This is a genomic window from Devosia lucknowensis (assembly GCF_900177655.1).
In the GTDB taxonomy this organism is placed as follows: domain Bacteria; phylum Pseudomonadota; class Alphaproteobacteria; order Rhizobiales; family Devosiaceae; genus Devosia; species Devosia lucknowensis.
In genome coordinates this window covers 1,067,776-1,093,310 of record NZ_FXWK01000001.1, presented here as the reverse complement: position 1 = coordinate 1,093,310, position 25,535 = coordinate 1,067,776, and the positions used below count along the sequence as shown (strand labels likewise).

The window sequence follows — 25,535 nt, the reverse complement described above, 5'->3', positions numbered from 1 at the left end:
GGCGCCTATGGACGAATTTGACGACGAAACGGGCCATCATGCGGGTGGCCCGAAGCCCTATATCGATCGGCAGGAAAAGCCGACACGCACGGGGCTCGTTTGTCCTGATGTCCGCGACAAATCCTCGTATCACAGCATTGACGCGCGCCAAGCCGAGTTCGAAGGCTTGGCGGGGGCAATACGCCTCGATGTCATTTTCTCCGATGTCGTCAAGGTCCGCGAAATCCGTCCGGCCACCTACATTGGTGGCGGTCATGTCGAAACGCTGGCCGACAAGGTAAAGGCCGAGGGTATCGAGCTGCTTCTGGTGGATGCGCCGCTAACCCCAATTCAGCAGCGCAACCTCGAGCGCGAGACGGGGACCAAAGTGCTCGATCGGACCGCGCTTATTCTTGAAATTTTCGGCGAACGAGCGGCGACACGAGAAGGGGTGCTGCAGGTCGAGCTGGCACACCTCAATTATCAGAAGGGCCGGCTGGTCCGGTCATGGACACACCTCGAGCGGCAACGCGGCAGCGGCGGCACTGGCTTCATGGGTGGCCCGGGCGAAACGCAGATCGAAAGCGACCGTCGGCAAATTACCGAGCGGATCGTCTTACTCGAGGATCGCCTTGAAAAGGTGAAGAAGACGCGGGCCCAGCAGCGTGCGCAACGCACGCGCGCTGCAATCCCGGTTGTTGCGCTGGTAGGCTATACCAATGCTGGTAAGTCGAGCCTTTTCAACAAGCTGACCGGGGCAGGGGTGTTTGCCGAGGATCTGCTTTTCGCAACCCTCGATACGACGGTGCGAAAGATCGAGCTGCCGCATGGTCGCGATGTGATGCTCAGCGACACCGTTGGCTTCGTGGCCGACCTGCCGCATGACCTTGTTGCCGCTTTTCGGGCCACGCTTGAAGAAGTGGTCGACGCCGACATCATCCTGCATGTGCGCGATATCGCCAATCCCGACCACTCTGCCCAGGCCCAGGATGTGCTGACGGTCCTCGATGAGCTAGGCGTTGCCTCGGAATCTACGCCCATTATCGAAGTCTGGAACAAGATCGACCTGCTGGACGAACCAGGTGTTGCTCTGGCTTCCGCGACGCCCGCAGGCAAGGTCCTGGCGACCATGCCGGTTTCCGCTCATACAGGCGAAGGCATCAAGGATCTGCTGGAACTGGTCGAACGGTCGCTCGGCGAACAGGCCAGGACCTATCACGTCCATGTGCCGCACAGTGCCGGTGCCGATATTGGATGGCTTCACAATCATGCAGAAGTCATCACGCGCGAAGTGCCGACGGAAAAGGGCTCTGACTTTGTTGTCCGTGTCGATCCACGCCACCGCGCGGCGTTCCTCGAACGGTTCAACGGCAGGATTGCCTTGTCCGATCTCTAAGACTTGTCGCGCGCCCGGATTTCGTTCCAGTAGCCGTCGAGGCGTTCGAGACCGGCATCTTGCGGGGCAATTCCGTCGTCGCGACAGCGGCTCTCGACGTAGTGGAAGCGCCGGGTAAATTTGGAGTTGGCGTCGCGAAGCGCAGCCTCGGGGTCAACCCCCGCTTTCCGCGCCAGGTTGGCTACGGCGAATAGCAGATCGCCGATCTCTTCATGGATGCCCTGGGCGTTTCCGGATGCCTCAGCCTCAGCGACTTCCGCCAGCTCTTCCACCACCTTTGCGCGAACCGCTGGCAGATCAGGCCAGTCAAAGCCTACCTTGGCGGCCCGCTTGGTCAGTTTCTCGGCGCGGGCGAGGGCAGGGAGCACCTGAGGCACGTCGTCCAGGACCGAAGGCGCGACATCGCCCTTGCGTGCCGCCTTGGCAGCGCGCTCTCCGACCTTGATGGCTTCCCAGCGATCCTGGGCATCATCAGCGCCGTCTGCGGTCACATCGCCAAAAACGTGCGGATGGCGTCGGATGAGCTTTTCGGTAATGGCCAGCACGACATCGCCGATATCAAAGTGCCCGGCCTCTTTTGCCATTTGAGCATGGTAGATCGGCTGAAGCAGCAGATCGCCCAGTTCCTCGCGCAGGTCACCAAAATCCTCTCTCTCGATGGCGTCGGCAACCTCGTAGGCTTCCTCGATCGTGTAATGGCGTATCGAGCGGAAATCCTGCTCCAGGTCCCACGGACAACCGCCAACAGGGTTGCGGAGAGCCGCCATGATTTCGATCAGACGGGAAATGTCACGTGACGGCTGCATGGCATGCTTTCAGATCCGGGAATCGGTTTGCGCACAATAGCCGCGTCAACGCTGTGAAGCAGGCCGATTTTGCCGACGGCGGCAAAAGTTGCCCTTCCAAACACTTCGAGGAACTGCGCATGCAGCCAAATATCTACCGTGACAGATCGGCGGCGATGGCACGGCGATTGCATCCCGTATCCTCGATTGGGGTGTGATCATGATCAAAGAGAACGGCCTACAAGCTCATCTTCTCGAACGCATGTTCAGGACGGTAGACGCAAACTGCGACGGGTTCGTTTTAGCAGATGACTTTTCGGCGCTCCTTTCACTCGCAGGCGAAAATGCCGGCAGGGCGCTCGTTACTGCTTCGGACGCCGACAGGAAGGGTTCGGCAACTTCATTCGGCGCTGAGCGAGAAGGCCGATAGCGGCCATGGGTCGTCATAGTTGAATTATGCTGGCTGGACCGCAGTACTCCGCCTTTGCGCGGCGATGCGGAAAGGCGCATTGACGGCGCCGTATCCTGCGTAGCCCCCGGTCCTCTGTACAATTTCGAAGAAAAAGCCGTCGCCAAAGCTGGCTGAATACAGCTGATAGTATTCTCCGGCCGCGTCCCGATCGTAGAGGATGTTGAGTTCGCGCAGTCTGTCCAGCAGGTCTTTTTCAAGACCGAGCCTTGCTGCAAGATCATCGTAAAAGTTCTGCGAAATCGGCAATGCCCTGAAGCCGTTCCGACGCAGCGTTTCGGCCGTCGCGAAGATATCCTCGGACGCAAAGGCCAGATGCTGGACACTTGACCCGAAGGTCTCGCTGATGAAGCGGCCCGCCAGGGTGCGGTGATGATCAGCGCCGTTCAACGTTAGTCGCAGACTGCCTTCAATATTTTCGATGACTTGGCTACGCACCAAACCTGATGGGTCGACAACGTCAACCATCGGTCCCTTGTCGACGACGAAGATGGACCGATAGAACAGGATCCAGGTCAACATCTCCTCGTAAATCATCGTCTGCGCGACATGATCTATTCGGACCATGCCTGCGTCGGAGGTGTCGTGCTCAAGCTCGGACCGGAATTCGACGTCCCACACTCTGGCGAGGTCAGAAGCGTCATCGAGAAAATATAACAGTCCGCCGCCGATACCCCGAATTGCGGGTATGGCGAGTTCACCGGGATTTACGCGTTGAGTGAACGGTTGGGCGCCGAGCGCCTTTGCGCGGGCCAGGGCGCCCTGGGCATCCTTCACCTTGAGACCCATGGCATAAGCAGACGGGCCGTGCGTGAGGTAGGCGGCATGCGCAAAACCCTCGCGCTCCGAGTTGATGACGATGTTTATGTCGCCTTGGGTGAGCCTTTGAACACTCTTGCTCCGGTGCGTGCCGGTATGCGCGAAGCCCATCTGGATCAGTGTTCGGCGCAAGGATTCGGCCTTGGCTTCATCCGCGGTAAATTCGACGAACGCAACACCCTCCACGGGCATCCGGGGCGGCAGGTGAGCCGACGCAGAGGGCAGCGATGGCTCGGCTTCGTGCACTTGATCCATGAGGAAAACCAAGGATCGATGGCCATCCTGTGCTATCGTGCGTGGTGAGCCGGAGCGGAACTGATCATTGAATATTTCCAGCGACAGCGGTCCGTCATATCCCGTGGCGAGGATTGATCGAGTGAAATCCACAATGGGAAGATCGCCCTCTCCCGGCATATTGCGAAAGTGTCGGCTCCAATAGAGCAGGTCCATGTCCAGCGCTGGTGCATCGGCCATTTGGACAATGAATATCTTATCGCCGGGGATGGATCGTATCGTGTCAGAGGGAATGCGGCGCGACAGGCTGTGGAAACTATCGAGGATCAAGCCGACATTGGAGTGGTCGGCCCGACGGACGATTTCCCAGGCGTCGCGATGATCGTTGACGTGCCGGCCCCAGGCCAGCGCTTCATAGCCGATCTTGAGGCCACGTTTCGCCGCGCGCTCACCCAGCTCACGAAGGTCGGCGGCAGCCCTGTCGATGCCGCCAAGTGCCATTGGAGAGACACTGGAGCACACCAGCATGAGTGGAGCTCCCAATTCCACCATTAGGTCGAACTTGCGCTCGGCACGGTCGAAAGTCTGGCTTCGCTGCGGTTCAGGCAGGCCTTCGAAATCTCGGAATGGTTGGAAGAGCGTGATTTCGAGCCCTAAATCCGCCGCCATGCGTCTGACTTCCGCAGGACTACGGTCGAAGGCCAGAAAATCGTTCTCGAATATCTCTACGCCATCGAAGCCGGCTGCTGCTATAGCCTCGAGCTTTTCGCGGAGATCGCCACTTATCGAGACAGTCGCTATCGAAGTCTTCACTTTCCAACCTCATGAACGAACTGGTTCGTACAATGTGGAGGAAGCGACGGTGTGTCAACCAGTGGTGGGCCGGCGGCGCGGCTTGGCTCAGGTCTTTATGACAAAGCGCAGAACCATTTCGACGGTGTTGTTCTTAAGACGTTCCTGGGCCTCTGAATCACCGAAGTCACGGCCGAAAAGTTTGGAGAACGTCGCGCGATTGGACACGTTGAAAAAGCACAGGGCACTGATTTGCCAGTGGATTTCCAACGGATCGAGACCCTGCCGGAAAGTTCCGTCGGCAACGCCGCGGTCGTAGAGGCTTCTGATGTTGCTGATCGCAGTCACATTGAGATCGCGGACGAGGCTGGACTTGGCTAGATATTCACCGTGATGGATGTTTTCGATCATCACCATGCGGATGAATGCCTCGTGAGCGTGGTGGTGCTCAAAGGTGAACTCGACAAGCCGGCGAAGTCCGTCGATAGGGGACAAGCCGTTGATGTCCAGTTCGGCCTCTCCGGCTCGGACCTGAGCATAGGCATGCTCGAGCGTGCTGAGATATAGGCCTTCCTTGTCCCCGAAGTAATAATAGATCATGCGCTTGGATGCGCGTGTCTTGGCTGCGATCTCATCGATACGAGCGCCCGAAAGCCCGTTGAGAGCGAACTCTTGGCTGGCGACTTCGATGATGTTGCGTTTCGTGCCTTCAGGGTCCTGCTGTCGGGTGGAAGTCTTTTGACCTTCCTTTGGCGTCGGCGCTCGAGTGTCGGCAGCCATGCGTTGAGCCTCCTCCGTCCACATTGACTAAACTAACCAGTTCGTACATTGTGGCTTACCTTTGTGCCTCCTATTAGCGGGGTGGGGCGCTGGAAAACAAGAGCGGACGGGCATCCCTTGCCTGCGTCGCCAAGGAGACGGGCCAGTGGCGAGATTGGAGTATATTCAGAACGCCCTTGGAGACCTGATCGCCGGTCGTACGGAAGGACGGCAAAGCGCAGAAATCCGAATCGGATTGGTGGGTCGGGGGATAGGCAAGTCGCTCACCCCGATCATGCATGAACAGGAGGGACGGCGGCTCGGGCTTCGTTACCGCTATGATCTCGTCGATTTCGACGCTCTCAAGCTTGAGGACCGCGATCTGGCCCTAGTCGTGCGCTTGCTGGAAGCTGCCGGATTTCGTGGACTTAATGTGACGTTTCCTTTCAAGCAGTCCGTGCTCGCGCTGCTCGACGAACTTAGCGACAGCGCGCGGGCGGTCGGCGCAGTCAATACCGTGGTTTTTACGGAAGGCAAGCGGCGCGGTCACAATACCGATTGTTTCGGTTTTGCGGAAAGTATGCGTCGTGGTTTGAGCGACGTTGATCTGAGGCGCGTTGTGCAGATTGGGGCAGGGGGCGCCGGTGGGGCAGTGGCAAAGGCTCTGAGCGATCTGGGCGTCCGTCAATTGGCAATCTTTGACATCGACGAAGACAGAGCCCATCGCCTCGCGTCTAACATCGCCTCGACGACCCTCAGTGTCACGTCCCACGGTTCGGGCGCACTTTCCACCATTTTGCCGAATGCGTCCGGAGTGGTGAATGCGAGCCCAGTCGGAATGGACAAACTGCCCGGTTTGCCGCTGGATCCGAACCTGCTCACATCGAAGCAGTGGGTCGCCGATATCATTTATTTTCCGCGAGAGACTGAGCTCATCAGAACAGCCAGAGCTCGCGGATGCGCGGTGCTGACAGGTGGGGGCATGGCAGTGTTTCAGGCTCTGCGTGCATTCGAGCTCTTCTCAGGAATGCGCCCAGACAGCGCCGAAATGTCCAAGACGTTCTTGGAGTACGCCTAGGCAAGGCGACCCGTGGACAGAACATGTTCCACACCGCGATTGACATGACTGGCCAGCATAACAAGCGCGCCCTCCGTATTCCGTTCGAGAGCAAGCCGGTAGAGGGCCTCGTGGTCTTCGACGACACCGGTTCCTCGGAAACTTGCTGCCAACATGTGGTAGCGCAAGAATCTATCGAAGATTGCCGAGTGGAGTTTGAGCAGGGCCTGCGATCCACAGGCCGAAATCAGCGCATTGTGAAACTCGAAGTCGTATCGCACCCAGTTGCTGGTCTGCTTGGAATGTCCGGCGAGCAGGGCTTTTTCGATTGTTGCCAACTTGTAGTGCGCTGATACGACCTGCCCCTCCCAATCCAGTTCGCCCCGCTCAAAAGACAGTCGCAATGCGTGGCTCTCGAGCAAGAGGCGCAAGTCAGCAATTTCGCGCAGGTCGTCCGCCGTGGCGGGTGTGACGGAAAATCCCTTCTGCCCTTCAGCGACGACCAGGTTTTCACTAGCCAATCGATTGAGGCACTCCCTGAGGGTGCTGAGCCCGGTGCCGTAGCGATCGCGCAGCGGTTCCAGCCGCAGCTTCTGCCCAGGCAGCAAGTGGCAAGCAATGATATCCGCACGAAGCCGCGCATAGGTGACTTCGCCAATGGTGGTCTCGGACCGCTCTTCAAAATGCTCGGACATGTCACATCGGTTATTATAGACAATATCGGACATATACCCGATTGCCCTGTGCAAATGAAGATGTCAGAAACATGATATGCTCGTGTTGACATGAACGTACTAGTTCGTACAAAGTGCTCGGAGCCGGGACGGGAGGTCTGCGGTTAGGGGTCGCAGAAGATAAGCTGCGACCGCAATCGGAGCGCCAAACGCTCCCTGGAGGAAACATGACTATTTCGCTTTCGCGTCGCGCATTGCTGGTCGGCGGCGTCTTACTGGCAGCCGCATTTCCCGCCATGGCGCAAGACAATCCAACACTGCGGTTTTCGGCAGTGTTCTCCGAGCAGGATATCCGGGCCGAGATGATGTCGCTGATGTCGTCGCAGGTCGCTGAGATCGCCACGATTGAAACCTACCTCGGCGGCAACCTGTTCAAGCAGGGGACAGAACTCGTTGCGCTGCAGCGCGGCAACCTCGAGATGGGCAATATTGCACCGCAGGACATCTCCAATCAGATTCCTGCCTGGTCAGTCTTGACGTCCGCTTACCTTTTCCGGGATGCCGACCATCTGCGCACTTTTTTCAACAGCGATGTGGGCGCCGAATTCAAGGCGATGGCCGAAGAGCAGCTGGGTATCTACATTCTCGGTCCGACTTATTTCGGCGCACGTCAGGTTGGCCTGATCACCGAAAACAAGATCAACACCCCCGAGGACATGGCCGGCATCAAGCTGCGCATGCCCGGTGGTGACGCATGGCAGTTTCTTGGCACGGCCATCGGCGCAAATCCTACACCCATGGCCTATGCCGAAGTCTATACCGGCCTGCAGACGGGTGCCATCGATGGTCAGGACAACCCGCTTCCCAACGTCGAGAACATGAAGTTCTACGAAGTGATGAAGCAGATCGCACTGACTTCGCACCTCGTCGGCTTCGACCTCCTCGTCATCAACAAGGCCTCCTGGGATGCCATGTCGCCTGAGCAGCAGGAAGCGTTCCAGGCAGCAGCCGACGTCGCCATCGACTTCAGCCAGCAGGAGCACCTAGCGCGCGAGGCTGAACTCGCCGAGCGCTTCAAGAGCGCGGGTCTCGACGTCTACACACCCGACCTCGACGCTTTCCGCGCCTTTGCCCAGCAAAAATATCTCGAGTCCGAACTGGCCAAGGACTGGCCCGAAGGCATCGTTGATCGCATCAACGCACTCTGAGCCCTGATCCAACGAGGCGGTGCCGAGGCACCGCCTTTTCGCATGCGGCGCGCCGGCGCGGACGGTTCGCCAGCCTGGAGCCTCGAATGTCACCACCCCTGCGCAATGCCGGCCGATGGCTTTATGCCCGCGCCGAAAATCTTCTTGCTGCCATGCTCGCCACTATGTTCGTGGTGTTCATCGTCCAGATCGTCTTCCGCTATCTGCTGAACCTTCCCATTGGCTGGACACACGAAATCAGTGTGGTGATGTGGCTTTGGATGGTGCTGTTCGGTACCGCCTTCGTGGTGCGCGACAGCGAGGAAATCCGATTTGACATCCTTTACGGGGCGGTGGGTCCGCGCGTTCGTCGCGCCATGGTCTTGGCAAGCAGCCTGACACTCGTCGTGCTCTTCGCCATCTCGCTGCCGGCCGTCATCGACTACATCCTGTTCATGAAAGTCGAACGCACGGCCTACCTCAAGATCCGCTTCGACTACCTCTATTCAATCTACGGCATTTTCGCAGTGGCCATGATCGTGCGTCAGCTCTATTTGGCCTGGCAGGCGGCGTGGGGCAGGGGGGCCGATGACTTCGACCATTCCAAGGTGAGTTCAGGCGTATGACCACCATTTCCCTTGCCTTCAGTCTCGCCCTTGGACTCATCACGGTTCTCGCATTTCTGGGTCTCCCCATGGGATTGGCGATGATTTGCGGATCGGTGCTCTACCTGCTGATGCGCGGCCAGGATCCTGGCATCGTCGCCGAACAGTTTCTAAACGGCATGTATTCCAACTACATCATGCTGGCCGTTCCGCTGTTCATTCTTGCCGCCGAAATCATGAATTCGGGGACGTTGTCGGACCGCCTGCTCAAATGGTGCGACGCGCTTGTCGGACGTTTCCGCGGCGGTCTCGCACAGGTCAACGTCCTGCAGTCGATCGTCTTTGCGGGCATGTCCGGCTCGGCCGTTGCCGATGCGGCAGGCTCGGGCAAGATGATGCAGCATATGATGACGCAGAACGACAAGTATACGCCGTCCTATGCGGCAGCCCTCACGGCGGTGACAGCGGTGATCGGGCCGATCATTCCGCCCTCAATTCCAATGGTGCTCTACGCGCTCGTGGCGGACACGTCGATCGGCTACTTGTTTCTGGGTGGCGTCGTGCCGGGGCTGCTCATGGCCGGTTTCATGATGGTACAGATTGCCATCACCGCTCGGGTCAGGGACTTTCCTGTCGAGGAGCCGGTGCCGCTGCGCAAACTGCCGCGCATGACATGGGAGGCACTTCCTGTCCTCTTCATGCCGATCGTGCTCATGTATGGCATCTATGGCGGCATCACCACGCCGACTGAAGCGGCAGCGGTGGCTGCGGCCTACGCTCTGCTGGTTTCGGCCGTGGTGTACAGGGCCGTGAAGGCGCCGGACCTCTACCAGTCCGTGCTCACCAGCGCCAAGACCACCGCCTCGATTGGTATGCTCATCGCCGGCGCGCTTGTGTTCAACTACGTCGTTACCGTCGAGAACATTCCCCGCACCATCAGCGCGATCCTGATCTCCTGGGATCTCAACCCGATCACCTTCCTGATCATCGTCAACATCATCCTGCTGATCCTGGGGTGTGTGCTCGAGGGCACAACCATCCTGCTCGTCATCGTGCCCGTGCTGATCCCGACGGCACAAGCGCTTGGCATTGACATGGTCCATTTCGGCGTCGTTGCGGTGGTCAACATCATGCTGGGGCTGATTACGCCGCCCTACGGTTTGCTGCTCTTCATCATGACCCGAATATCGGGCTCACCCATGAAGCACATCATCGGGGACGTTATGCCTTTCCTGTGGACGCTGATCGGCGCGCTGATCCTCTTTACATTCGTGCCCGAAACCGTCCTTTGGCTTCCCAAGTTGTTTGGCTACGTGCCGGGAGGGGCGGGCCTGTGAAACCGATCTATGTTCTGAACGGCCCCAATCTCAACCGCCTTGGCAAGCGCGAGCCGCACATCTACGGCACCACCACGCTGAGCGAGGTGGAAGCGATGTGCCGGCACGAAGCCGGAGACCGGCCACTGGTGTTTCGCCAGACGAACAGCGAGGAGATGTTGATCAACTGGGTGCATGAAGCGATCGATGAAGGCGATGGCATCCTGATCAATCCGGCGGCGTTCACCTTCACGTCGCTGGCCTTGCTCGACGCACTCAAGATGTTTGAGGGGCCCGTGATCGAATTGCACATCTCCAACATCCACAAGCGTGAGCCGATCTATCATCGTTCATACGTGTCCATGCGCGCCGACGCCGTAATCGCCGGACTTGGCGCCGGCGGTTACCGCGTGGGGGTCAGGGCTGTGCTGAGTCTGGTCAAAGGCTGAACCGCGCTGAGTGCAGATACAAGGCCCGGCATTTGTGCCGGGCCACGCCTTGTTCAAAGGGCAGCGCTAACACTGGTTGCAGGACCGACAACAGGGGCGGTGTTCCCAACTCCTCATTTCGCATAATATATATTATGGAACTTTGAGGCGATCGAGGGAGTGCCGTTTGTTGGGCGTTGGCTCGAAACATCGCTATTTGTCGTCCTCAGTTTTTGGCGCTTTGCGGTCTCCAGTAGTCATGTCTGAGCCCGTACTGAAGGTTTCGTGCGCGGGCACAAAATCTCACCTCATCTGGATTCTCCGCCAACAGGCCAACTATGCACGTCACCTGAGTGATACCGCGGCGCTCTGCGGCAGCGGGTCGGCTGTTTGCGATATTGACCACATGGTGCCGATCAACAACGGGAGATGCGAGATCATCCTGAGGCTGCTTACGGTAGTACCTTGCAGCGGCATTCCACAAAGCGACAACTCGCCCGTATTTCGTGAGCATTGTGTGAAGCGCAGTCCCTACCCTGTAGCTTGCTGTGCTGACTGTTGAGCAACGTACCTCACGTTGATAAAAACTGGCGAGCCAAGAATTCTAGGCGACAAAAAAGTATCAAATAAATGACAAGCGCGTGGTAGCGCCGCATGATGGTTCGGACTTAGCTTGTGAATGTGGAGACCGGGATCAACTCGGCCCATGTCGAGCCAAGGCCCAAGGTGTGCTGGCTTGTGGAGGACTGTCGTGCAACCGGATCTCGAACTCGTCCGTATCGGCGAAACTGAGTCATTCAAGGCATGGGAACACGGTTATCCGTTTCACACGGTGCGCTGGCACTTCCATCCCGAATACGAACTGCACCTGGTTTGCGCTACCTCCGGCCGCTACTTCATCGGCGATTTCATTGGCCAGTTTGCCCCCGGCAATCTCGTGCTTGTCGGTCCAAACCTGCCACACAATTGGGTCAGCGAGGTCGACGACGAAGCCATTGTACCGTTGCGCAGCCGGGTGATGCAGTTCACCGAAGATTTCGTAACCCGGACCGTGGCCTGTTTTCCTGAACTCGTCGATGCGCGAAAGCTCTTCGAACGGAGCAAAGCCGGCGTACTTTTCAGCTCGGGCACTTCGGCGCGAGTAGCGGAGCTTATGCGCCGCATCGTCCCCGCCAATGGGACTGAACGCATCGCGCTTTTCCTAGGCATCGTTGCAGCGCTGGAACAGGATCGCGACGCACAGACACTGACGAGCCAACAATACCTGCCGGACCCTTCGGGTTTCATGTCCACCGGCATCAACGAAGTGCTGGCCCACATCAATGACAATCTCACGGAAACGCTGGACGAAGAAACTTTGGCGCAGCTGGCTGGGGTAACGCCCTCGACGCTGTCGCGCAGTTTCCGCCGCCATACCGGGCAGTCCCTGACCAAATATGTCAACCGGTTACGTGTGACGCTCGCCTGCCAGTTGCTCATGTCGTCGGACTTCGCGACCATCACGGATGTTTGTTACGCCTCTGGCTTCAACAATGTCTCCAATTTCAACCGTCAGTTCCTGGCCTTGCGCGGGGTGACGCCAACGCAGTTCCGGCGACTGCTGCTCGAAAACAAAAACATCGAGGAGGCCGCATGAATCCAGCCTTCCTACCTCCGTCCGGCTAGACCGCACCGGGCTGACGACCCTGCCCGAGGCAGGGACCTGACCATCCATTCGCAACCGCAAACCGGCGGATCAAGAATTTACGTCTTGATCGCAGAGGACTGTTTTTGCCGAGCGAAGGGCTCAAAGCCGACCTCATGTCGGAGAACCAAGAAGCGTTTCTGGAGGAGAAACATGAACGCCACTGCCCTCAAAACTGCCGCCGCCATCGCAATTTCTATGGCCGGTGCAACCGCTGCCCAGGCAGCCACAACCGTCGCTTTCCTGATGCCTGATCAGGCTTCGACCCGCTATGAAGAACACGATTGGCCGGGCTTCGAAGCTGCAATGAAGGAGCTGTGCGCCGACTGCACGCTGATTTATCAGAACGCCAATGCCGATGCGGCTCTGCAGCAGCAGCAGTTCAATTCGGTGATAGCGCAGGGCGCGACCATCGTCGTGCTCGACCCGGTCGATTCCGCAGCAGCCGCGGCGTTGGTGGAAATCGCCCATTCGCAGGACGTCAAGGTGATCGCTTATGACCGTCCCATTCCCGACCTGCCTGCGGATTATTATGTTTCCTTCGACAACGAAGGCATCGGCAACGCCATTGCCCAGTCACTGGTCGATCACCTCAAGGCCGAAGGCGTCGCGGAAGGTTCGGGGGTGCTGCAGGTCAACGGTTCGCCGACCGACGCCGCTGCCGGCCTCATCCGCGACGGCATCGACAAGGCGCTTGATTCATCGGGCTACGAGACGCTTGCAGAGTTCGACACGCCGGATTGGGCACCGCCCGCTGCGCAGGAATGGGTCGCTGGCCAGATCACTCGCTTCGGCGACCAGATCGTGGGCGTCGTCGCCGCCAATGACGGGACGGCCGGTGGCACCATTGCCGCCTTCAAGGCCGCCGGCGTAGACCCGGTCCCACCCGTTTCCGGCAATGACGCCACGATCGCTGCACTGCAGCTGATCATCGCCGGCGATCAGTACAACACCATTTCCAAGCCTTCGGAGATCGTGGCCCGTGCTGCTGCCGAAGTGGCCGTCAAGTTGATGAACGGCGAGACCCCCGAGGCCACGCACACCCTCTACGACACACCCTCGCAGCTCTTCACGCCTGCGGTAGTCACTGCCGAAAACATCAAGGCAGAGATCTTCGACAAGGGTATCCAAACGGCAGCAGAAGTGTGCACCGGTGAATATGCGGAAGGCTGTAGCGCGCTGGGCATCCAGTAACAAGCGTCCCCCAGGCTCCGTCCTTTCGGGGGCGGGGCCGAATTCGCGAGATCGATATGACAGAACTGACGCAGCCGCAGACTGAGCCGATCTTGAGGCTGCGCGGCATTTCAAAGAACTTCGGTGCCGTCTCGGCGTTGACCAATATCGAGCTTGACGTCCATCCCGGCGAAGTCGTGGCGTTGGTCGGCGACAATGGTGCGGGTAAATCGACGTTGGTCAAAATTCTCGCCGGCGTGTTTCAGCCAAGTGCCGGCACCATCGAATATCTGGGTAGTCCAGTGTCCCTCAACGGTCCGGGACGGGCTCTCGAACTGGGCATCGCCACCGTATTCCAGGATCTCGCCCTGTGCGAAAACCTCGATGTCGTGGCCAATCTTTTCCTCGGCCACGAATTGGCGCCGTGGCAGCTGGATGAAGTCTCGATGGAATTGCGCGCCTGGTCGCTGCTGCGAGAACTCGCCGCCCGCATCCCATCAGTGCGCCAGCCCATTGCCTCGCTCTCCGGCGGTCAACGCCAGACGGTGGCTATTGCCCGATCTCTGCTGCTCGAGCCGAAAATCATCATGCTCGACGAGCCGACTGCCGCGCTCGGCGTCGCCCAGACCGCCGAGGTGTTGAACCTCATCGAGCGCGTTCGCGACCGCGGGCTTGGTGTCATCATCATCAGCCACAACATGGAAGATGTGCGCGCCGTTGCCGACCGCATCGTCGTCCTGCGGCTTGGCCGAAACAATGGCGTCTTCACCGCCGATACGTCCCACCAGGACCTCGTCGCCGCCATCACCGGCGCCAGCGAAAACGCCGTCACCCGCCGCCAGAAAACACGCGCCGAACACGCCGCTACCAGAGAGGCCGGACTATGACCATGCCCGATCCCCAAAATGCAGCAGCCCTCGACCGCGCCGACAGCCGCGTTCGCAACGACGACAGTTTTGCCGGCGCCTGGCGCGGCTTTGTCGACCGTGTCCGTTCCGGCGATCTCGGCATGTTGCCGGTCATTGTCGGGCTCATTCTCATCTCGGTTGTCTTCACCGCGCTCAACCCTGTCTTTCTCGCCCCCAATAACCTCGTCAACCTGCTCTTTGATTGCGCCACGGTCGGCGTAATTTCCCTCGGCATCGTCTGCGTCCTGATGCTGGGCGAAATCGATCTGTCCGTTGGTTCGATGAGCGGGCTTGCCTCGGCCATAATCGGCGTGCTGTGGGTCAATACAGGCATGCCTCTCCCCGTCGCCATTCTCGCCGCTTTGGCGACTGGCGCTCTGGTCGGTTTCGTTTATGCCATCTTCTATACCCGCTTGGGCATGCCAAGCTTCGTCGCCACGCTGGCTGGCCTACTCGCGTTGCTAGGTCTGCAACTTTACCTCCTGGGCGCCACCGGTTCGATCAACCTGCCCTTCCAGTCTGACCTGGTGCGCTTCGGGCAGACCCTGATCATGCCGGATTGGCTGAGTTACCTGCTTGCCATCATCCCAGGCGCCCTGATTGCTTTCAACGGCTGGCGCACCAGTCATCGCCGTGTCGCCGCAGGCCTTTCACCACTTGCAATGCGGTTGGTCTTTGCCAAGGCAATCGCGCTGACGCTCGCTCTGGGCATTGCCGCCTGGTATCTGAACCTCGGTCGCGGCCTGCCGTGGATGTTCGCGCTCTTCGTGCTGATCGCCGTAGTGCTGAACTATGGCCTGACCCGGACGAAGTGGGGTCGCTCGATGTTCGCGGTCGGCGGCAATCGGGAGGCAGCACGACGCGCCGGCATCAACGTCAAGCGCATCTATACGTCCGCCTTCGTGATCTGCTCGACCCTTGCTGCCGCAGGAGGCATTCTTGCCGCGTCGCGCCTGGCCTCTTCGAGCCAGCAGGCCGGTACCGGCGACGTCAATCTCAACGCCATCGCGGCTGCAGTCATTGGCGGCACCAGCCTCTTCGGCGGGCGGGGCAGCGCCTGGTCGGCCGTGCTCGGCATCATCGTTATCCAGGCCATTTCGAACGGCCTGACCCTGCTCAACCTGTCCTCGTCGTTGCGCTACATGATTACGGGCGCCGTGCTCGCCATCGCTGTCATCGTTGATTCCCTCGCGCGCCGCAGCCGCGTCACGCATGGACGTGCCTAACTATCGGAGAATGCTGAAATGACCCAGAAGCTGAGCGGCAAAGTTGCCGCCGTGACGGGTGCCGCCTCGGGCATAGGGCTTGAATGTGCCCGCGCCATGCATGCAGAAGGCGCGCGCGTGGTGCTGATCGATCGCGATGCAGCACGCCTCGACGAGCTGGTCGGTGACATGGGCGACGGCGCTTTTGCCCTTAAGGTCGACCTTTTCGACCATGCCCAAGTCGACGGTCTTGGCGAGGCCATTCGCGCCCTGGCCGGCGGGCTCGACATCTTTCACGCTAATGCCGGCGCCTATGTCGGCGGACCGGTGGTGGATGGCAATCCGGATGACTGGGAGCGCATGCTGAACCTCAATATCAATGCCACCTTCCGCGCCGTCCGCTCGGTGTTGCCGCATCTGGTGGCTCAGAAATCGGGCGATGTCGTCTTCACCAGCTCCATCGCGGGACTGGTGCCGGTGGTGTGGGAGCCGATCTACACGGCTTCGAAATTTGCCGTGCAGGCCTTCGTTCACACTCTTCGACGCCAGGTGGCGCCGGACGGGGTTCGCGTCGGCGCCGTTGCACCTGGCCCGGTTGTCACCGCTCTACTCAAGGACTGGCCCAAGGCCAAAATGGACGAAGCTCTTGCCAATGGAAGCCTGATGCAGCCGACCGAAGTCGCCGAGGCAGTCGTCTTCATGGTCACCCGGAAAAAGGGCGTCACCATACGCGATCTCGTCATTCTGCCCACAACTGTTGACCTTTAGGGCTCCCCATGACTATCGCCCAGCATTTCCTCGGCATAGACGTCGGCACGGGCAGTGCTCGCGCCGGCATTTTCAACGCCGCAGGCGAGATGCTCGCGTCAGCCAAGCGCGACATCGCCATCTTCCACGAACCTGGCGAGATCGTCGAACAGTCGAGCAACGACATTTGGCGCGCTATTTGCGCTTCGGTACGGGAAGCGCTTCGGGTTGCCAAAATGCAAGCCGGCGACATCGGCGGCATCGGTGTCGACGCCACATGTTCCCTCGTCGTTCTTGGACAGGGCGGAGCCCCCCTGCCCGTCGGTCCCTCCGAAGATCCGGAACGCAATGTCATCGTCTGGATGGATCATCGTGCCATCGATCAGGCCAGGCGGATAACCTCCCAAGGCCACGACGTCCTGCGCTATGTCGGCGGCACGATTTCACCGGAGATGGAGACGCCGAAGCTCCTCTGGCTCAAGGAGCACCGGCCACAGGTCTTCGATGCTGCCGAGAACTTCTTTGATCTTGCCGACTACCTGACCTGGCGCATGAGTGGCAGCCTCAGCCGATCATCCTGCACTGTCACCTGCAAGTGGACCTACATTGCCCATGAGCGCCGCTGGGATCCAACCTATTTCCACGCCATCGGCCTCGGCGACCTGGCCGAAGAGGGGTTTCGCCGCATTGGCACCGATATTGTGGCTCCAGGGACCCGCATCGGCGGCTTGACCCCTGAGGCCGCGAAGGACCTCGGCCTTATTCCCGGCACGCCGATCGCGGCTGGCCTGATCGATGCTCATGCTGGCGGCGTCGGCACGGTGGGCGCGATAGGGCGACCCGAAGAAAACATGGCCTATGTGTTCGGCACCTCGTCGTGCACCATGACCACGACCGGCGATCCCGCCTTCGTCCCGGGCGTCTGGGGTCCCTACTACGATGCGATGCTCAGCGGCCTCTGGCTTAATGAGGGTGGACAGTCGGCCGCGGGCGCGGCGATCGATTGCCTCGTGGCGCTTCATCCAGCCACGATTGAGTCAAGGCAGCGGGCAGCCGTTCTTGGCCTTCCGCTGCTATCCTACCTGTCCCGCAGTGCACGCCAGCAATATGATCTGGCGTCCGAAACTGTCCTGCTGGCCGACGGGCTTCACGTCGTCCCAGAATTTCTGGGCAACAGGGCGCCCTTCGCCGACCCCGACGCGCGCGCTGTCATCGCCGGGCTCGGCATGGACCAGTCGGAACTCAGCCTCGTCGCCCTCTATGTCGCGGGCCTGACAGGGATCGGCTATGGCCTCCGGCAGATCATCGAAACCCAGGCGCGACACGGCGCGCCGGTACAGCGCGTGGTTATTTCAGGCGGCGCCGGCCAAGACGAACTGGTCCGACAGTTGCTCGCCGACGCTTGCGGGTTGCCCGTCATTGCGACAGAGGCGGATGAGCCAGTCCTCCTCGGCGCCGCAATTTTGGGGGCGCTGGCTGCAGATGCATACACCACGATGACAGACGCAATGGCGGCGATGACCCGGAGTAGCCGAGCGTTTCAGCCTGCCGTGGGGGCGATCGGAGATGTGCACGAGCGGCGATACCGGGTCTTTACTGCGCTACAAGCTGCGGCCAGACGCAGTTAAAGACCGCGAGATCCAGCTTCTCAATCAATGTGTTAGCGACGATCCGCTGTCACCTTGACCTCCATGCCGTCGAAGGCAGGTGCGACATTGGAAGGCGTGGTTCGATCTGTTTCGGCATAGTCGAGATCGATGTGCATGTTAGTGAGGACCGCTTGGCGCGGCGCATGCTTGGCGATCAGCTGGAGCGTTTCGGGAAGGCTGAGGTGGCTGGGATGAGGCGTCGGGCGCAGCGCGTCGACGATCCAGGTATCCAGTCCCTCAAGAGCCGGTCCTGCCGTTTCCGGGACGGAGGAAAGATCGGGGGTATAAGCCAGTCCGCCGACGCGATAGCCGAGGGCGTCGATGTCCCCGTGATGGAGGTTAAAGGCTTGAAATTCCAACGTTCCGCCGGGGCCTTCGACACGCACCATGTCACCATCGGTGATCTCGTGGGCGTTGAGGATCGGCGGGTATGAGCTACCCTGTGGCGTTGAGAAGCAGTACCCGAAGGCCTCTCGCAGACGCAGGCCGCACGCGGCCGAGAAGTAGACGTCTACACGCCGGCGATTATGCAGCGCCAGAACCCGGAGATCGTCGATCCCGTGGGTGTGGTCGGCATGCTCATGGGTGTAGAGAACGGCATCTATGCGATCCACCCTCGTGCCCAGGAGCTGCTCGCGAAGGTCAGGCCCGGTGTCGATAAGTGCCCGTGTTGGTTCATCAATTGCGTCGCGCCAGCCTTCGATGAGCAGCGCGCAGCGGCGCCGGCGATTGCGTGGATCGGACGGATCGCAGGCACCCCAGTCATTGCCGAGGCGCGGGACGCCGCCGGATGATCCGCAGCCCAGAATGGTCGCGATGATCCGGTCCGGCGGAGCCATGATTTCAGCTCACACCGGTCTTGGAGAACAGGCGGCCGAAGTTCGCGGTGGTTTCGGCGCCGAGCTGTTCGAGCGAAATGCCCCGGATTTCCGCCACTTTCTGCGCAGTATGGCGCACAAAACTGGGCTCGTTCGACTGACCGCGATGCGGAATCGGCGCGAGATATGGGGCGTCGGTTTCGACGAGATACCGGTCCGCCGGGACCATGCGGGCCACGTCCTGGATTTCCTGGGCGTTCTTGAACGTGACGATCCCAGAAAAAGATACGTAGCCACCGAGACTTAGCGCGCGATTGGCGAGGTCACGACCGGCAGTGAAGCAATGGAGGACGAACGGAAAAGCCCCCTGCCCGCTTTCTTCCTCGAGGATCGCGGCCATGTCCTCGTCGGCCTGACGGCTGTGGATAACCAGTGGAAGACCGGTGATGCGCGCCGCCGCGATGTGGCGCCGGAGGCCGGTCGCCTGGGCCTCGCGCGGCGCATTGTCATAGAAGTAATCGAGCCCGGCCTCGCCGATAGCAACGCAACGCGGATGGGCACTTAGACGAACAAGTTCATCCGTTTGTATATGCAGTTCCTCATGCGCGTTGTGCGGATGAGTACCGACAGAGCACCAGACGTTCGGGAAACGTTCTGCCAAGCCGGTGTAGGTGGAAAAGTTCTCCACCCTTGTGGAAATCGTCACCATTCCCGCCACGCCGGCTGCGGCTGCGCGAGCGAGGACGCCGTCGAGATCGGCGGAGAGCGCTTCGAAATCCAGGTGGCAATGGCTATCAATAAGCACGATTTTTGTCACTCAACCGGCTTTTCCAGACGCGCAAAAACGCCCTGGGGTGGCGGAAGTTCGGAATTTGCTAGCAGACTGTTAGCATTTGCCGCCGCAACGAGCGTGCGCTGGTCATCAGGGACGCCGAGCTGGTCGAGAAGCCTCGATGCCGAAGCCGGAACGAAGGCCTGCATCGGGATGGCGAGACGACGAACGGTGTCGGCGGTGACGTAGAGGACGGTCGCCATGCGAACAGGATCGGTCTTCTTGAGGGCCCAGGGTTCCTGTGCGGCGAAGTAGTTATTGGTCGAGCTGAGGGCGGCGATGATGGCGCCGGTGGCCTCGTGAACCAATTGCTGGTCCATGGCCTTCTGTGCCACTTCGAGCGCCTCGGTCACTTCGGCGATGATGGCGGTGTCGGCGTCGGTGAGCGCACCGAGTTCGGGTACCCTGCCCTCGCAGTTCTTGTTGATCATCGACAGCGACCGCTGGGCGAGGTTGCCGAGGTTGTTGGCAAGGTCGGCGTTGACGCGGTTGACGAGCTTGTCGTTGGCGTAGTCGCCATCATTGCCGAAGGAGACTTCGCGCAGGAAGAAATAGCGGACGGCGTCGGCGCCGAAGGTCTCGACCAATGCAAAGGGGTCGATGACATTGCCGAGAGATTTGCTCATCTTCTGGCCATCGACCGTGAGGAAACCGTGGGCGAAGACGCGGTGCTGCACGTCAAGGCCTGCACTCATGAGGAATGCGGGCCAGTAGACCGTGTGGAAGCGGATGATGTCCTTGCCGATGACGTGGAGATCAGCCGGCCAGAACTTCCTGAAGAGTTCACTCTGCTCGTCCGGATAACCGACACCGGTGATGTAGTTGGTGAGCGCATCGACCCACACATACATGACGTGACCATCGGCGCCGGGCACGGGGATGCCCCAATCGAAGGTAGTGCGCGAGATCGACAGGTCCTGCAGGCCGCCCTTGACGAAGGAAATAATCTCGTTGCGACGCTCCTTGGGCGCAATGAAATCGGGGTTGGCCTCGTAGAGATCGAGAAGTTTCTGCTGATAGGCGGAGAGTCGGAAGAAATAAGTCGGCTCCTCGACCCATTCGACTTCCGCTCCTGACGGGGCAAAGCGCTTGCCATCCTTTTCGGTGAGTTCGGCCTCATCGAAATAGGCCTCGTCGCGAACGGAATACCAACCCTTGTAGGTGGACTGGAAGATATCGCCGTTGTGGCTCTGTTCCATCTTCTTCCAGATGGCCTGGGAGGCGTCGTGGTGACGCTTCTCAGTCGTGCGGATGAAGTCGTCGTTGGACAGGTTCAGCGCCTCGGCAAGGCGCTTGAACTCGGCTGCATTGCGATCGGCGAGTTCCCGGACCGGGATGCCTTCCCTGGCAGCCGTCTGCACCATCTTGATGCCGTGCTCGTCAGTGCCGGTCAGGAAGTAGACCTCCCTGCCCTCCAGCCGCTTCCAGCGGGCAATGGCGTCGGTCGCGATCATCTCGTAGGCGTGGCCGATATGCGGCGCGCCATTGGGATAGGAAATCGCTGTCGTGACGTAGAAAGGCTTGGTGGTCATTCTGGCTCGGCGGGATTGGCGATGAGGGCGCAGTGCTTCCTGATAGCGTCGAAAAGGACCACCAGCGTCTGCTTCATATCGAGGTTGACGCTGTCGGCTTCCGCCAGGAGAGCGCCAGCCTTCTCCCATAGCTCCGTGGCAGAGGCAAGACGCCTGCGCGCGCCCGGCTCCATCGCTGCCTCGCGCATTTCCGTCGCCAGCCAATCGTTGAGGATTTCGCGCGCAAAGGACATGTCGGCCCCCTGCGGATCGCTGCCCAGAGCATCAGCCAACTGGAGATGGGCAGCCACGGGTGCCGCATCGGGCCGTCGAAGCCAGAGCACGAGAGCGCCGACCGGCGAGTTTTCCGCCAGTGCAAGAGTCTCGAAGGCACGCCGCGGCCTGCCGCCGGCAAGCTGGATCGCCCGCTCGAGCGCGGTCCGGTCCAGATCGGGAAGGCTCGTGGTGACAACCGAGGCGACCAGATCGTCCGGCAGCGGACGGAGCGCGAGATTGTGGCAGCGCGAGCGAATGGTGGGCAGCAACTGCCCGGGGCGATGCGAAATCAGGAAGAAGGTCGTGTCCGCCGGCGGCTCTTCCAGGGTCTTGAGCAGGGCATTGGCGGCATTGGGATTGCAGTCGTCGATGCTGTCGAGAATGGCGATGCGATGCCCGGCCCGACCCCGCGTGTGGTGCAGCGCCTCACGCAACTCCCGCACGTCTTCGACCCGGATCACCGAATAATAGCTCCTGGCATCCTTGGGACGGCGCCTCAGGACCGAGAGGTTGGGATGAGAGAAGGCGGCGACCTGCTCGCTGACGCGATGCGCATCCTCGTCGCCGGTCGCGGTGAGGATGGCGACGGCCAGCTCGAAAGCGAGGGTGGCCTTGCCGATCCCCTCGGGGCCGTGGAACATGATCGCGCCTGGAAGCCGACCTTCGGCGAGCTGCGCGAGGATAGCGCCACGAGCGCCGTCATGACCGATGGCGGCCTGGCGCTGTTCCGGCAGCGGCAGATCGGGGAGCGCGGTCGGATCAGTCATTGCGAACCGGCTCTCCCGGCCTGGGTGGACCCCAGATCGTCCGCCATTTCCCGATGGGGCTCGCTCCGGAGGCCAGTCCAAGCATTTTTGCGCGGTGAGAGTGGCCCTTGGGTCAAGTCCGAGAGCGGCGCGGTGTGTGGGGATGGATTGGGGCCGAGGGCGGTGGTCACTGGACCGGACCGGTCTGGAGCTCAGGGAAACGGCCGCTGACGACTTCCCAGATGGCCGCTTCGAGTTTTTCCTCGCCCTGCTCGGCCGAGAGGACGACGCAGCGATCGGGATTGTTTGCGGCGATATCGAGGAAGTTTTCACGCAGGCGCTGGTGCCAATCCAGCTCCTCCTTCTCGAAGCGGTCGCCCGTCAGCTGCAGCCCATCCTCGACGGCGCGCTGCTCAACGCGCTTGAAGGCGAGAGCCGGATCCATGTCGAGGACGATGGTGAGATCGGGGACATGCCCGTCGAGGGCGAGGTTCTCGAGGGCATCGATCAGGCCGTCATTCACGCCACCAGTCAGCCCCTGATAGGCGCGGGTGCTGTCGCAGAAGCGGTCGGAAATGACCCAGGTGCCCTTGGCCAGGTTCGGGGCGATCAACTGATTGACGTGATCGAGGCGAGCGGCGGCGAACAGTACAGCTTCCGCCCCGGCGCCCCATTCTTCGGAACGGCCCTGGAGAATAAAGGAGCGGATGGCTTCGGCCTTGGGCGTGCCACCCGGCTCGCGCGTGCGCACGGCCTCGATGTCACGATCGCCCAGATTGTTGAGAAGCCGCCGAACCTGCGTGGACTTGCCCACGCCTTCACCGCCCTCGAAGGTGATGAAGCGAGCAGGACGACGATTTGGCGCTTCGAGCATGGGCAGGATGATTCCTTGGTCCGGTTCTTTTTAGGGCACCGCGGTGGATGGGGAAAGATAGGAGGGGTCGGTGGCTGAAAAAGGCCCCCACCCAACCTCCCCCTAGAAGGGGGAGGGACCGAGGGAGAGGCCACCGGTGACGCGCCGAGTTACCCCTCGCCCGCTCCGCTACAGGCCGAAGGCCTCGCTATGCTACCTTCTCCTCAAGGAGAAGGGTAATAAGGAACAGAGACGTCCGTGGCCTCTCCTCAGGATCGGGCCGGATCAAAGCCAGCCCAACGCCAATTGCTTCAGGGCATCCGTTGCCCGGCGGACAAGGTCGCCCTGCGCGACCGTTTCGGCAGCGAAGAGCGGCGTCGACTGAACCAGCTGGTCGTTGCAGAACACGCGCAGTTCGGCGACCTGAGCGCCCTGGTTGACCGGCGGGAGCAGCGGCGCGGAATAGCTGACGGTCGCGCTGAGGCACTGACGGGAACCCCGCGGCAGGTAGAGCGCGATTTCGCCCTTGCCGACGAGAGCGACGTTGGGGCTCGACCCGCCGTAGACATCGGCATAGGCCACCACCTGCCCCTCGGCATAGGGCGTGAAGCGCTCGAAGGCGCGGGCGCCCCAGGTGAGCAGCTTGCGCGCCTCTTCGGTGCGTTCGCGCATGGACGTCAGGCCATGAACAACGGCCACCAGACGCCGGTCGCCCTGGGCGGTCGAGGTGACAGAACCGTAACCGGCCGCTTCCGTATGACCGGTCTTGAGACCATCGACGCCGATGCCCATTTCGACCAGCGAATTGCGGTTGGCCTGCTTGATGCCGTTCCACTCCATCTCCGGCTCGGAGAAGTAGTGGTAGTATTCGGGAAATTCGCGGATGAGGTAGCGACCGATCTCGGCCAGGTCGCGGGCCGTCGAATATTCGTTGGGATCGGGCAGGCCCGTGGAGTTCGTGAAGTTGGAGCCATCCAGCCCAATCTGGCCGGCCAGCTCGTTCATCATCACGGCAAAGGTGCCCTCGGAGCCGGCAATGCCTTCGGCCAGCACGATGGCGGCATCATTGCCGGACTGAATGATGACGGAGCGGACCAGATCCTCAACGCGGATCTGGGAATTGAGCTCGGCGAACATGGTCGACCCGCCGGACGAGGCACCCCCGGTGCGCCAGGCATTTTCGGAGACGAAGAACTCGTCGTCGAGGCTGACGCGCCCTGCCCTGATCTCGTTGAAAACGACAGCCAGGGTCATGAGCTTGGTCATGCTGGCCGGCTCAAGCCTGAGATCGGCATCCTTCTGGAAGATGACCGTGCCGGATTCGTAGTCCATGAGGACGGCGAAGCGCGCCTTGGTTTCGAATTCAGCCTGGGCAGACGCCTGGACCGCCAATCCCAGAAACAGCGCGATGGCGAGCAGTATTCTCACAGGCAGTCCCCCTATCCGCCAGCCCGGCACATGCGGAGGGCCAGCCAGTCCTTGCCATCAATAGATGACAGCATCTCCAAGGCCAAGCTGACGCGCCAAGGCCAGAGCATCGTCCGCCGTCGCACCGGGCTTGAGGTGCGTCAGAGTGAGACGGGTCGCCGGGCGACCGCTGACCTCAACCGCTTCTTCGGTGACGGCGCCGAGCAGCGCAAATTGCTGGGCAAGATTGGCAGCGTTTGCCGGATCGGCATAGACGCCAAGCGCCATTGTGATCGCGCGGCTATCCTCATCGACGGATGCGGCCCATGCGGCCAGCTCGGCATTACCGCCCGCCATGGCATTGACGGCTGCATGCGCCGTGCCGATGGCGGCGTCGGCCTGCTGCGGCGTCGTATCGGCATAAGAAAAGAGGCCAGTGAAGAAGTTTGCGGTCATGCCGGCAAGGCTGCGATCGCTCTGGCCGCCGGCGCTGGCGACCTGAACGCCGGTATCAAAATTGGCGGGACCGTTGTAGCTGGCCACGAGGGTCCGGGTATCATCGCCCTCCAGTGGAGCGGGCCCGACATAATCGACCTTGATGGATGCCGACCCCTTGGTAACGTAACCCAGCATGGCAGCAGCGCGATAGGACAGGTCCATGACGCGACCCGGAAGGTAGGGACCGCGATCATTGACGCGGACAATCAGCGAGCGGCCGTTTTCCTGATTGGTCACCCGGACATATGACGGCAGCGGCAAGGTGGGATGCGCGCCGGTGATGGCATTGGCCGAGAAGATTTCGCCATTCGCCGTGTAGCGACCATGAAAATCCGAACCGTACCAGGAGCCCTTGCCCGTGGACGAGTATCCCGTGGGGTTTTCCTGCGGGACATAGGTGACGCCGCGGACCGTGTAGGGCTTGCCGACCTGATAGCGCCCGCCGCCGCGCGGCGGATTGGGATTGCTGGTGACCCGGGGCGATACGGCGACGCCGTATTCACTGGAGGTGAAAGCCGCCCGCTTGACGGTGGCCCCGAGGCCGCCGCCCGTCGCGCAGGCCGCGATCATGGGCATGAGGAGAGCCGAAAGGCCAATGACACGGACGGCGCTGCGCCAGGAGGTCGTCACGGTACGCAATACTCTTTGCAAAACACAGGTCTTCGCGCGGGAGCATAGCCGGCAAAGAGAGTGTTTCAAATTAAGGAACAATTTTACGGTTTAGAGGG

The 25,535-nt window shown here is 60.7% G+C and carries 23 protein-coding genes; 12 read left to right on the top strand and 11 right to left on the bottom strand.

Annotated elements, in window-relative coordinates; all coding sequences use genetic code 11:
• Window positions 1-7 precede the first annotated feature (7 nt).
• Window positions 8-1,375 carry a GTPase HflX gene (gene hflX, locus CCK88_RS05145; protein ID WP_086469420.1) on the top strand — a complete coding sequence of 456 codons (1,368 nt, stop codon included), beginning with the start codon at window positions 8-10 and terminating at the stop codon, window positions 1,373-1,375.
• On the opposite strand, the gene mazG is transcribed toward hflX, so the two are convergent.
• From mazG to CCK88_RS05125, 3 genes are all read right to left on the bottom strand, one after another.
• Window positions 1,372-2,181, bottom strand: coding sequence for a nucleoside triphosphate pyrophosphohydrolase (gene mazG / locus CCK88_RS05140; protein WP_086469419.1), 810 nt, complete (start codon window positions 2,179-2,181; stop codon window positions 1,372-1,374). The genes hflX and mazG overlap by 4 nt on opposite strands.
• 433 nt (window positions 2,182-2,614) lie before the next feature.
• Entirely contained in the window at window positions 2,615-4,495 is a 1,881-nt protein-coding gene (locus CCK88_RS05130) for a bifunctional sugar phosphate isomerase/epimerase/4-hydroxyphenylpyruvate dioxygenase family protein (RefSeq protein WP_086469417.1), read from the bottom strand.
• A gap of 87 nt (window positions 4,496-4,582) precedes the next feature.
• A complete protein-coding gene (locus CCK88_RS05125; protein WP_086469416.1) occupies window positions 4,583-5,254 on the bottom strand; it encodes a TetR/AcrR family transcriptional regulator in 672 nt (223 codons plus the stop codon).
• 187 nt (window positions 5,255-5,441) lie between these two features.
• Here CCK88_RS05125 and CCK88_RS05120 point away from each other — a divergent pair, with 187 nt between their 5' ends.
• Window positions 5,442-6,311: a shikimate dehydrogenase gene (locus CCK88_RS05120; RefSeq protein ID WP_210189934.1), complete on the top strand. Its 870-nt coding sequence runs from the start codon at window positions 5,442-5,444 to the stop codon at window positions 6,309-6,311.
• On the opposite strand, the gene CCK88_RS05115 is transcribed toward CCK88_RS05120, so the two are convergent.
• Window positions 6,308-7,018, bottom strand: a complete 711-nt coding sequence (locus tag CCK88_RS05115) for a GntR family transcriptional regulator (RefSeq protein ID WP_244557432.1) — start codon at window positions 7,016-7,018, stop codon at window positions 6,308-6,310. The genes CCK88_RS05120 and CCK88_RS05115 overlap by 4 nt on opposite strands.
• A gap of 173 nt (window positions 7,019-7,191) precedes the next feature.
• Here CCK88_RS05115 and dctP point away from each other — a divergent pair, with 173 nt between their 5' ends.
• The 10 genes from dctP (at window position 7,192) to CCK88_RS05065 (ending at window position 17,845) form a co-directional block, all read left to right on the top strand.
• Window positions 7,192-8,172, top strand: coding sequence for a TRAP transporter substrate-binding protein DctP (dctP, locus tag CCK88_RS05110; protein ID WP_086469414.1), 981 nt, complete (start codon window positions 7,192-7,194; stop codon window positions 8,170-8,172).
• An 86-nt stretch (window positions 8,173-8,258) separates the two neighbouring features.
• On the top strand, window positions 8,259-8,777 hold the full coding sequence (locus tag CCK88_RS05105; RefSeq protein WP_086469413.1) for a TRAP transporter small permease: 519 nt from the start codon (window positions 8,259-8,261) through the stop codon (window positions 8,775-8,777).
• Window positions 8,774-10,093 (top strand): TRAP transporter large permease, encoded by a 1,320-nt coding sequence (locus tag CCK88_RS05100; protein ID WP_086469412.1) that lies wholly within the window; start codon window positions 8,774-8,776, stop codon window positions 10,091-10,093. Before CCK88_RS05105 ends, CCK88_RS05100 begins: the two co-directional genes overlap by 4 nt.
• Complete coding sequence (locus CCK88_RS05095; protein WP_086469411.1) at window positions 10,090-10,521, top strand: type II 3-dehydroquinate dehydratase; 432 nt, start codon at window positions 10,090-10,092, stop codon at window positions 10,519-10,521. The genes CCK88_RS05100 and CCK88_RS05095 overlap by 4 nt, the downstream gene beginning before the upstream one ends.
• Window positions 10,522-11,251: 730 nt before the next feature.
• Window positions 11,252-12,136, top strand: coding sequence for a helix-turn-helix domain-containing protein (locus CCK88_RS05090; protein WP_086469410.1), 885 nt, complete (start codon window positions 11,252-11,254; stop codon window positions 12,134-12,136).
• Window positions 12,137-12,337: 201 nt separating this feature from the next.
• Window positions 12,338-13,378, top strand: coding sequence for an ABC transporter substrate-binding protein (locus CCK88_RS05085; protein WP_086469409.1), 1,041 nt, complete (start codon window positions 12,338-12,340; stop codon window positions 13,376-13,378).
• 56 nt (window positions 13,379-13,434) lie between these two features.
• Complete coding sequence (locus CCK88_RS05080; protein ID WP_086469408.1) at window positions 13,435-14,244, top strand: ATP-binding cassette domain-containing protein; 810 nt, start codon at window positions 13,435-13,437, stop codon at window positions 14,242-14,244.
• Window positions 14,241-15,491: a sugar ABC transporter permease gene (locus CCK88_RS05075; protein ID WP_086469407.1), complete on the top strand. Its 1,251-nt coding sequence runs from the start codon at window positions 14,241-14,243 to the stop codon at window positions 15,489-15,491. Before CCK88_RS05080 ends, CCK88_RS05075 begins: the two co-directional genes overlap by 4 nt.
• An 18-nt stretch (window positions 15,492-15,509) precedes the next feature.
• The gene (locus CCK88_RS05070) at window positions 15,510-16,238 is read left to right on the top strand and encodes an SDR family oxidoreductase (protein WP_086469406.1); all 729 of its coding nucleotides are present in this window, start codon (window positions 15,510-15,512) and stop codon (window positions 16,236-16,238) included.
• An 8-nt stretch (window positions 16,239-16,246) separates the two neighbouring features.
• Window positions 16,247-17,845: an FGGY-family carbohydrate kinase gene (locus CCK88_RS05065; RefSeq protein ID WP_086469405.1), complete on the top strand. Its 1,599-nt coding sequence runs from the start codon at window positions 16,247-16,249 to the stop codon at window positions 17,843-17,845.
• 32 nt (window positions 17,846-17,877) lie between these two features.
• Here CCK88_RS05065 and CCK88_RS05060 read toward each other — a convergent pair whose 3' ends face one another.
• From CCK88_RS05060 to CCK88_RS18755, 7 genes are all read right to left on the bottom strand, one after another.
• The gene (locus CCK88_RS05060) at window positions 17,878-18,705 is read right to left on the bottom strand and encodes an MBL fold metallo-hydrolase (RefSeq protein WP_086469404.1); all 828 of its coding nucleotides are present in this window, start codon (window positions 18,703-18,705) and stop codon (window positions 17,878-17,880) included.
• A 4-nt stretch (window positions 18,706-18,709) separates the two neighbouring features.
• Window positions 18,710-19,489 (bottom strand): TatD family hydrolase, encoded by a 780-nt coding sequence (locus tag CCK88_RS05055; RefSeq protein WP_086470822.1) that lies wholly within the window; start codon window positions 19,487-19,489, stop codon window positions 18,710-18,712.
• Between the two features lie 8 nt (window positions 19,490-19,497).
• Window positions 19,498-21,048, bottom strand: coding sequence for a methionine--tRNA ligase (gene metG / locus CCK88_RS05050; RefSeq protein WP_244557431.1), 1,551 nt, complete (start codon window positions 21,046-21,048; stop codon window positions 19,498-19,500).
• Window positions 21,045-22,070 carry an AAA family ATPase gene (locus tag CCK88_RS18650; RefSeq protein ID WP_086470821.1) on the bottom strand — a complete coding sequence of 342 codons (1,026 nt, stop codon included), beginning with the start codon at window positions 22,068-22,070 and terminating at the stop codon, window positions 21,045-21,047. Before CCK88_RS18650 ends, metG begins: the two co-directional genes overlap by 4 nt.
• Window positions 22,071-22,236: 166 nt before the next feature.
• The gene (gene tmk / locus CCK88_RS05040; protein ID WP_086469402.1) at window positions 22,237-22,923 is read right to left on the bottom strand and encodes a dTMP kinase; all 687 of its coding nucleotides are present in this window, start codon (window positions 22,921-22,923) and stop codon (window positions 22,237-22,239) included.
• A 264-nt stretch (window positions 22,924-23,187) separates the two neighbouring features.
• Window positions 23,188-24,330 carry a D-alanyl-D-alanine carboxypeptidase family protein gene (locus CCK88_RS05035; protein WP_244557430.1) on the bottom strand — a complete coding sequence of 381 codons (1,143 nt, stop codon included), beginning with the start codon at window positions 24,328-24,330 and terminating at the stop codon, window positions 23,188-23,190.
• Between the two features lie 57 nt (window positions 24,331-24,387).
• Complete coding sequence (locus CCK88_RS18755) at window positions 24,388-25,437, bottom strand: septal ring lytic transglycosylase RlpA family protein (protein WP_280173808.1); 1,050 nt, start codon at window positions 25,435-25,437, stop codon at window positions 24,388-24,390.
• Window positions 25,438-25,535 lie beyond the last annotated feature (98 nt).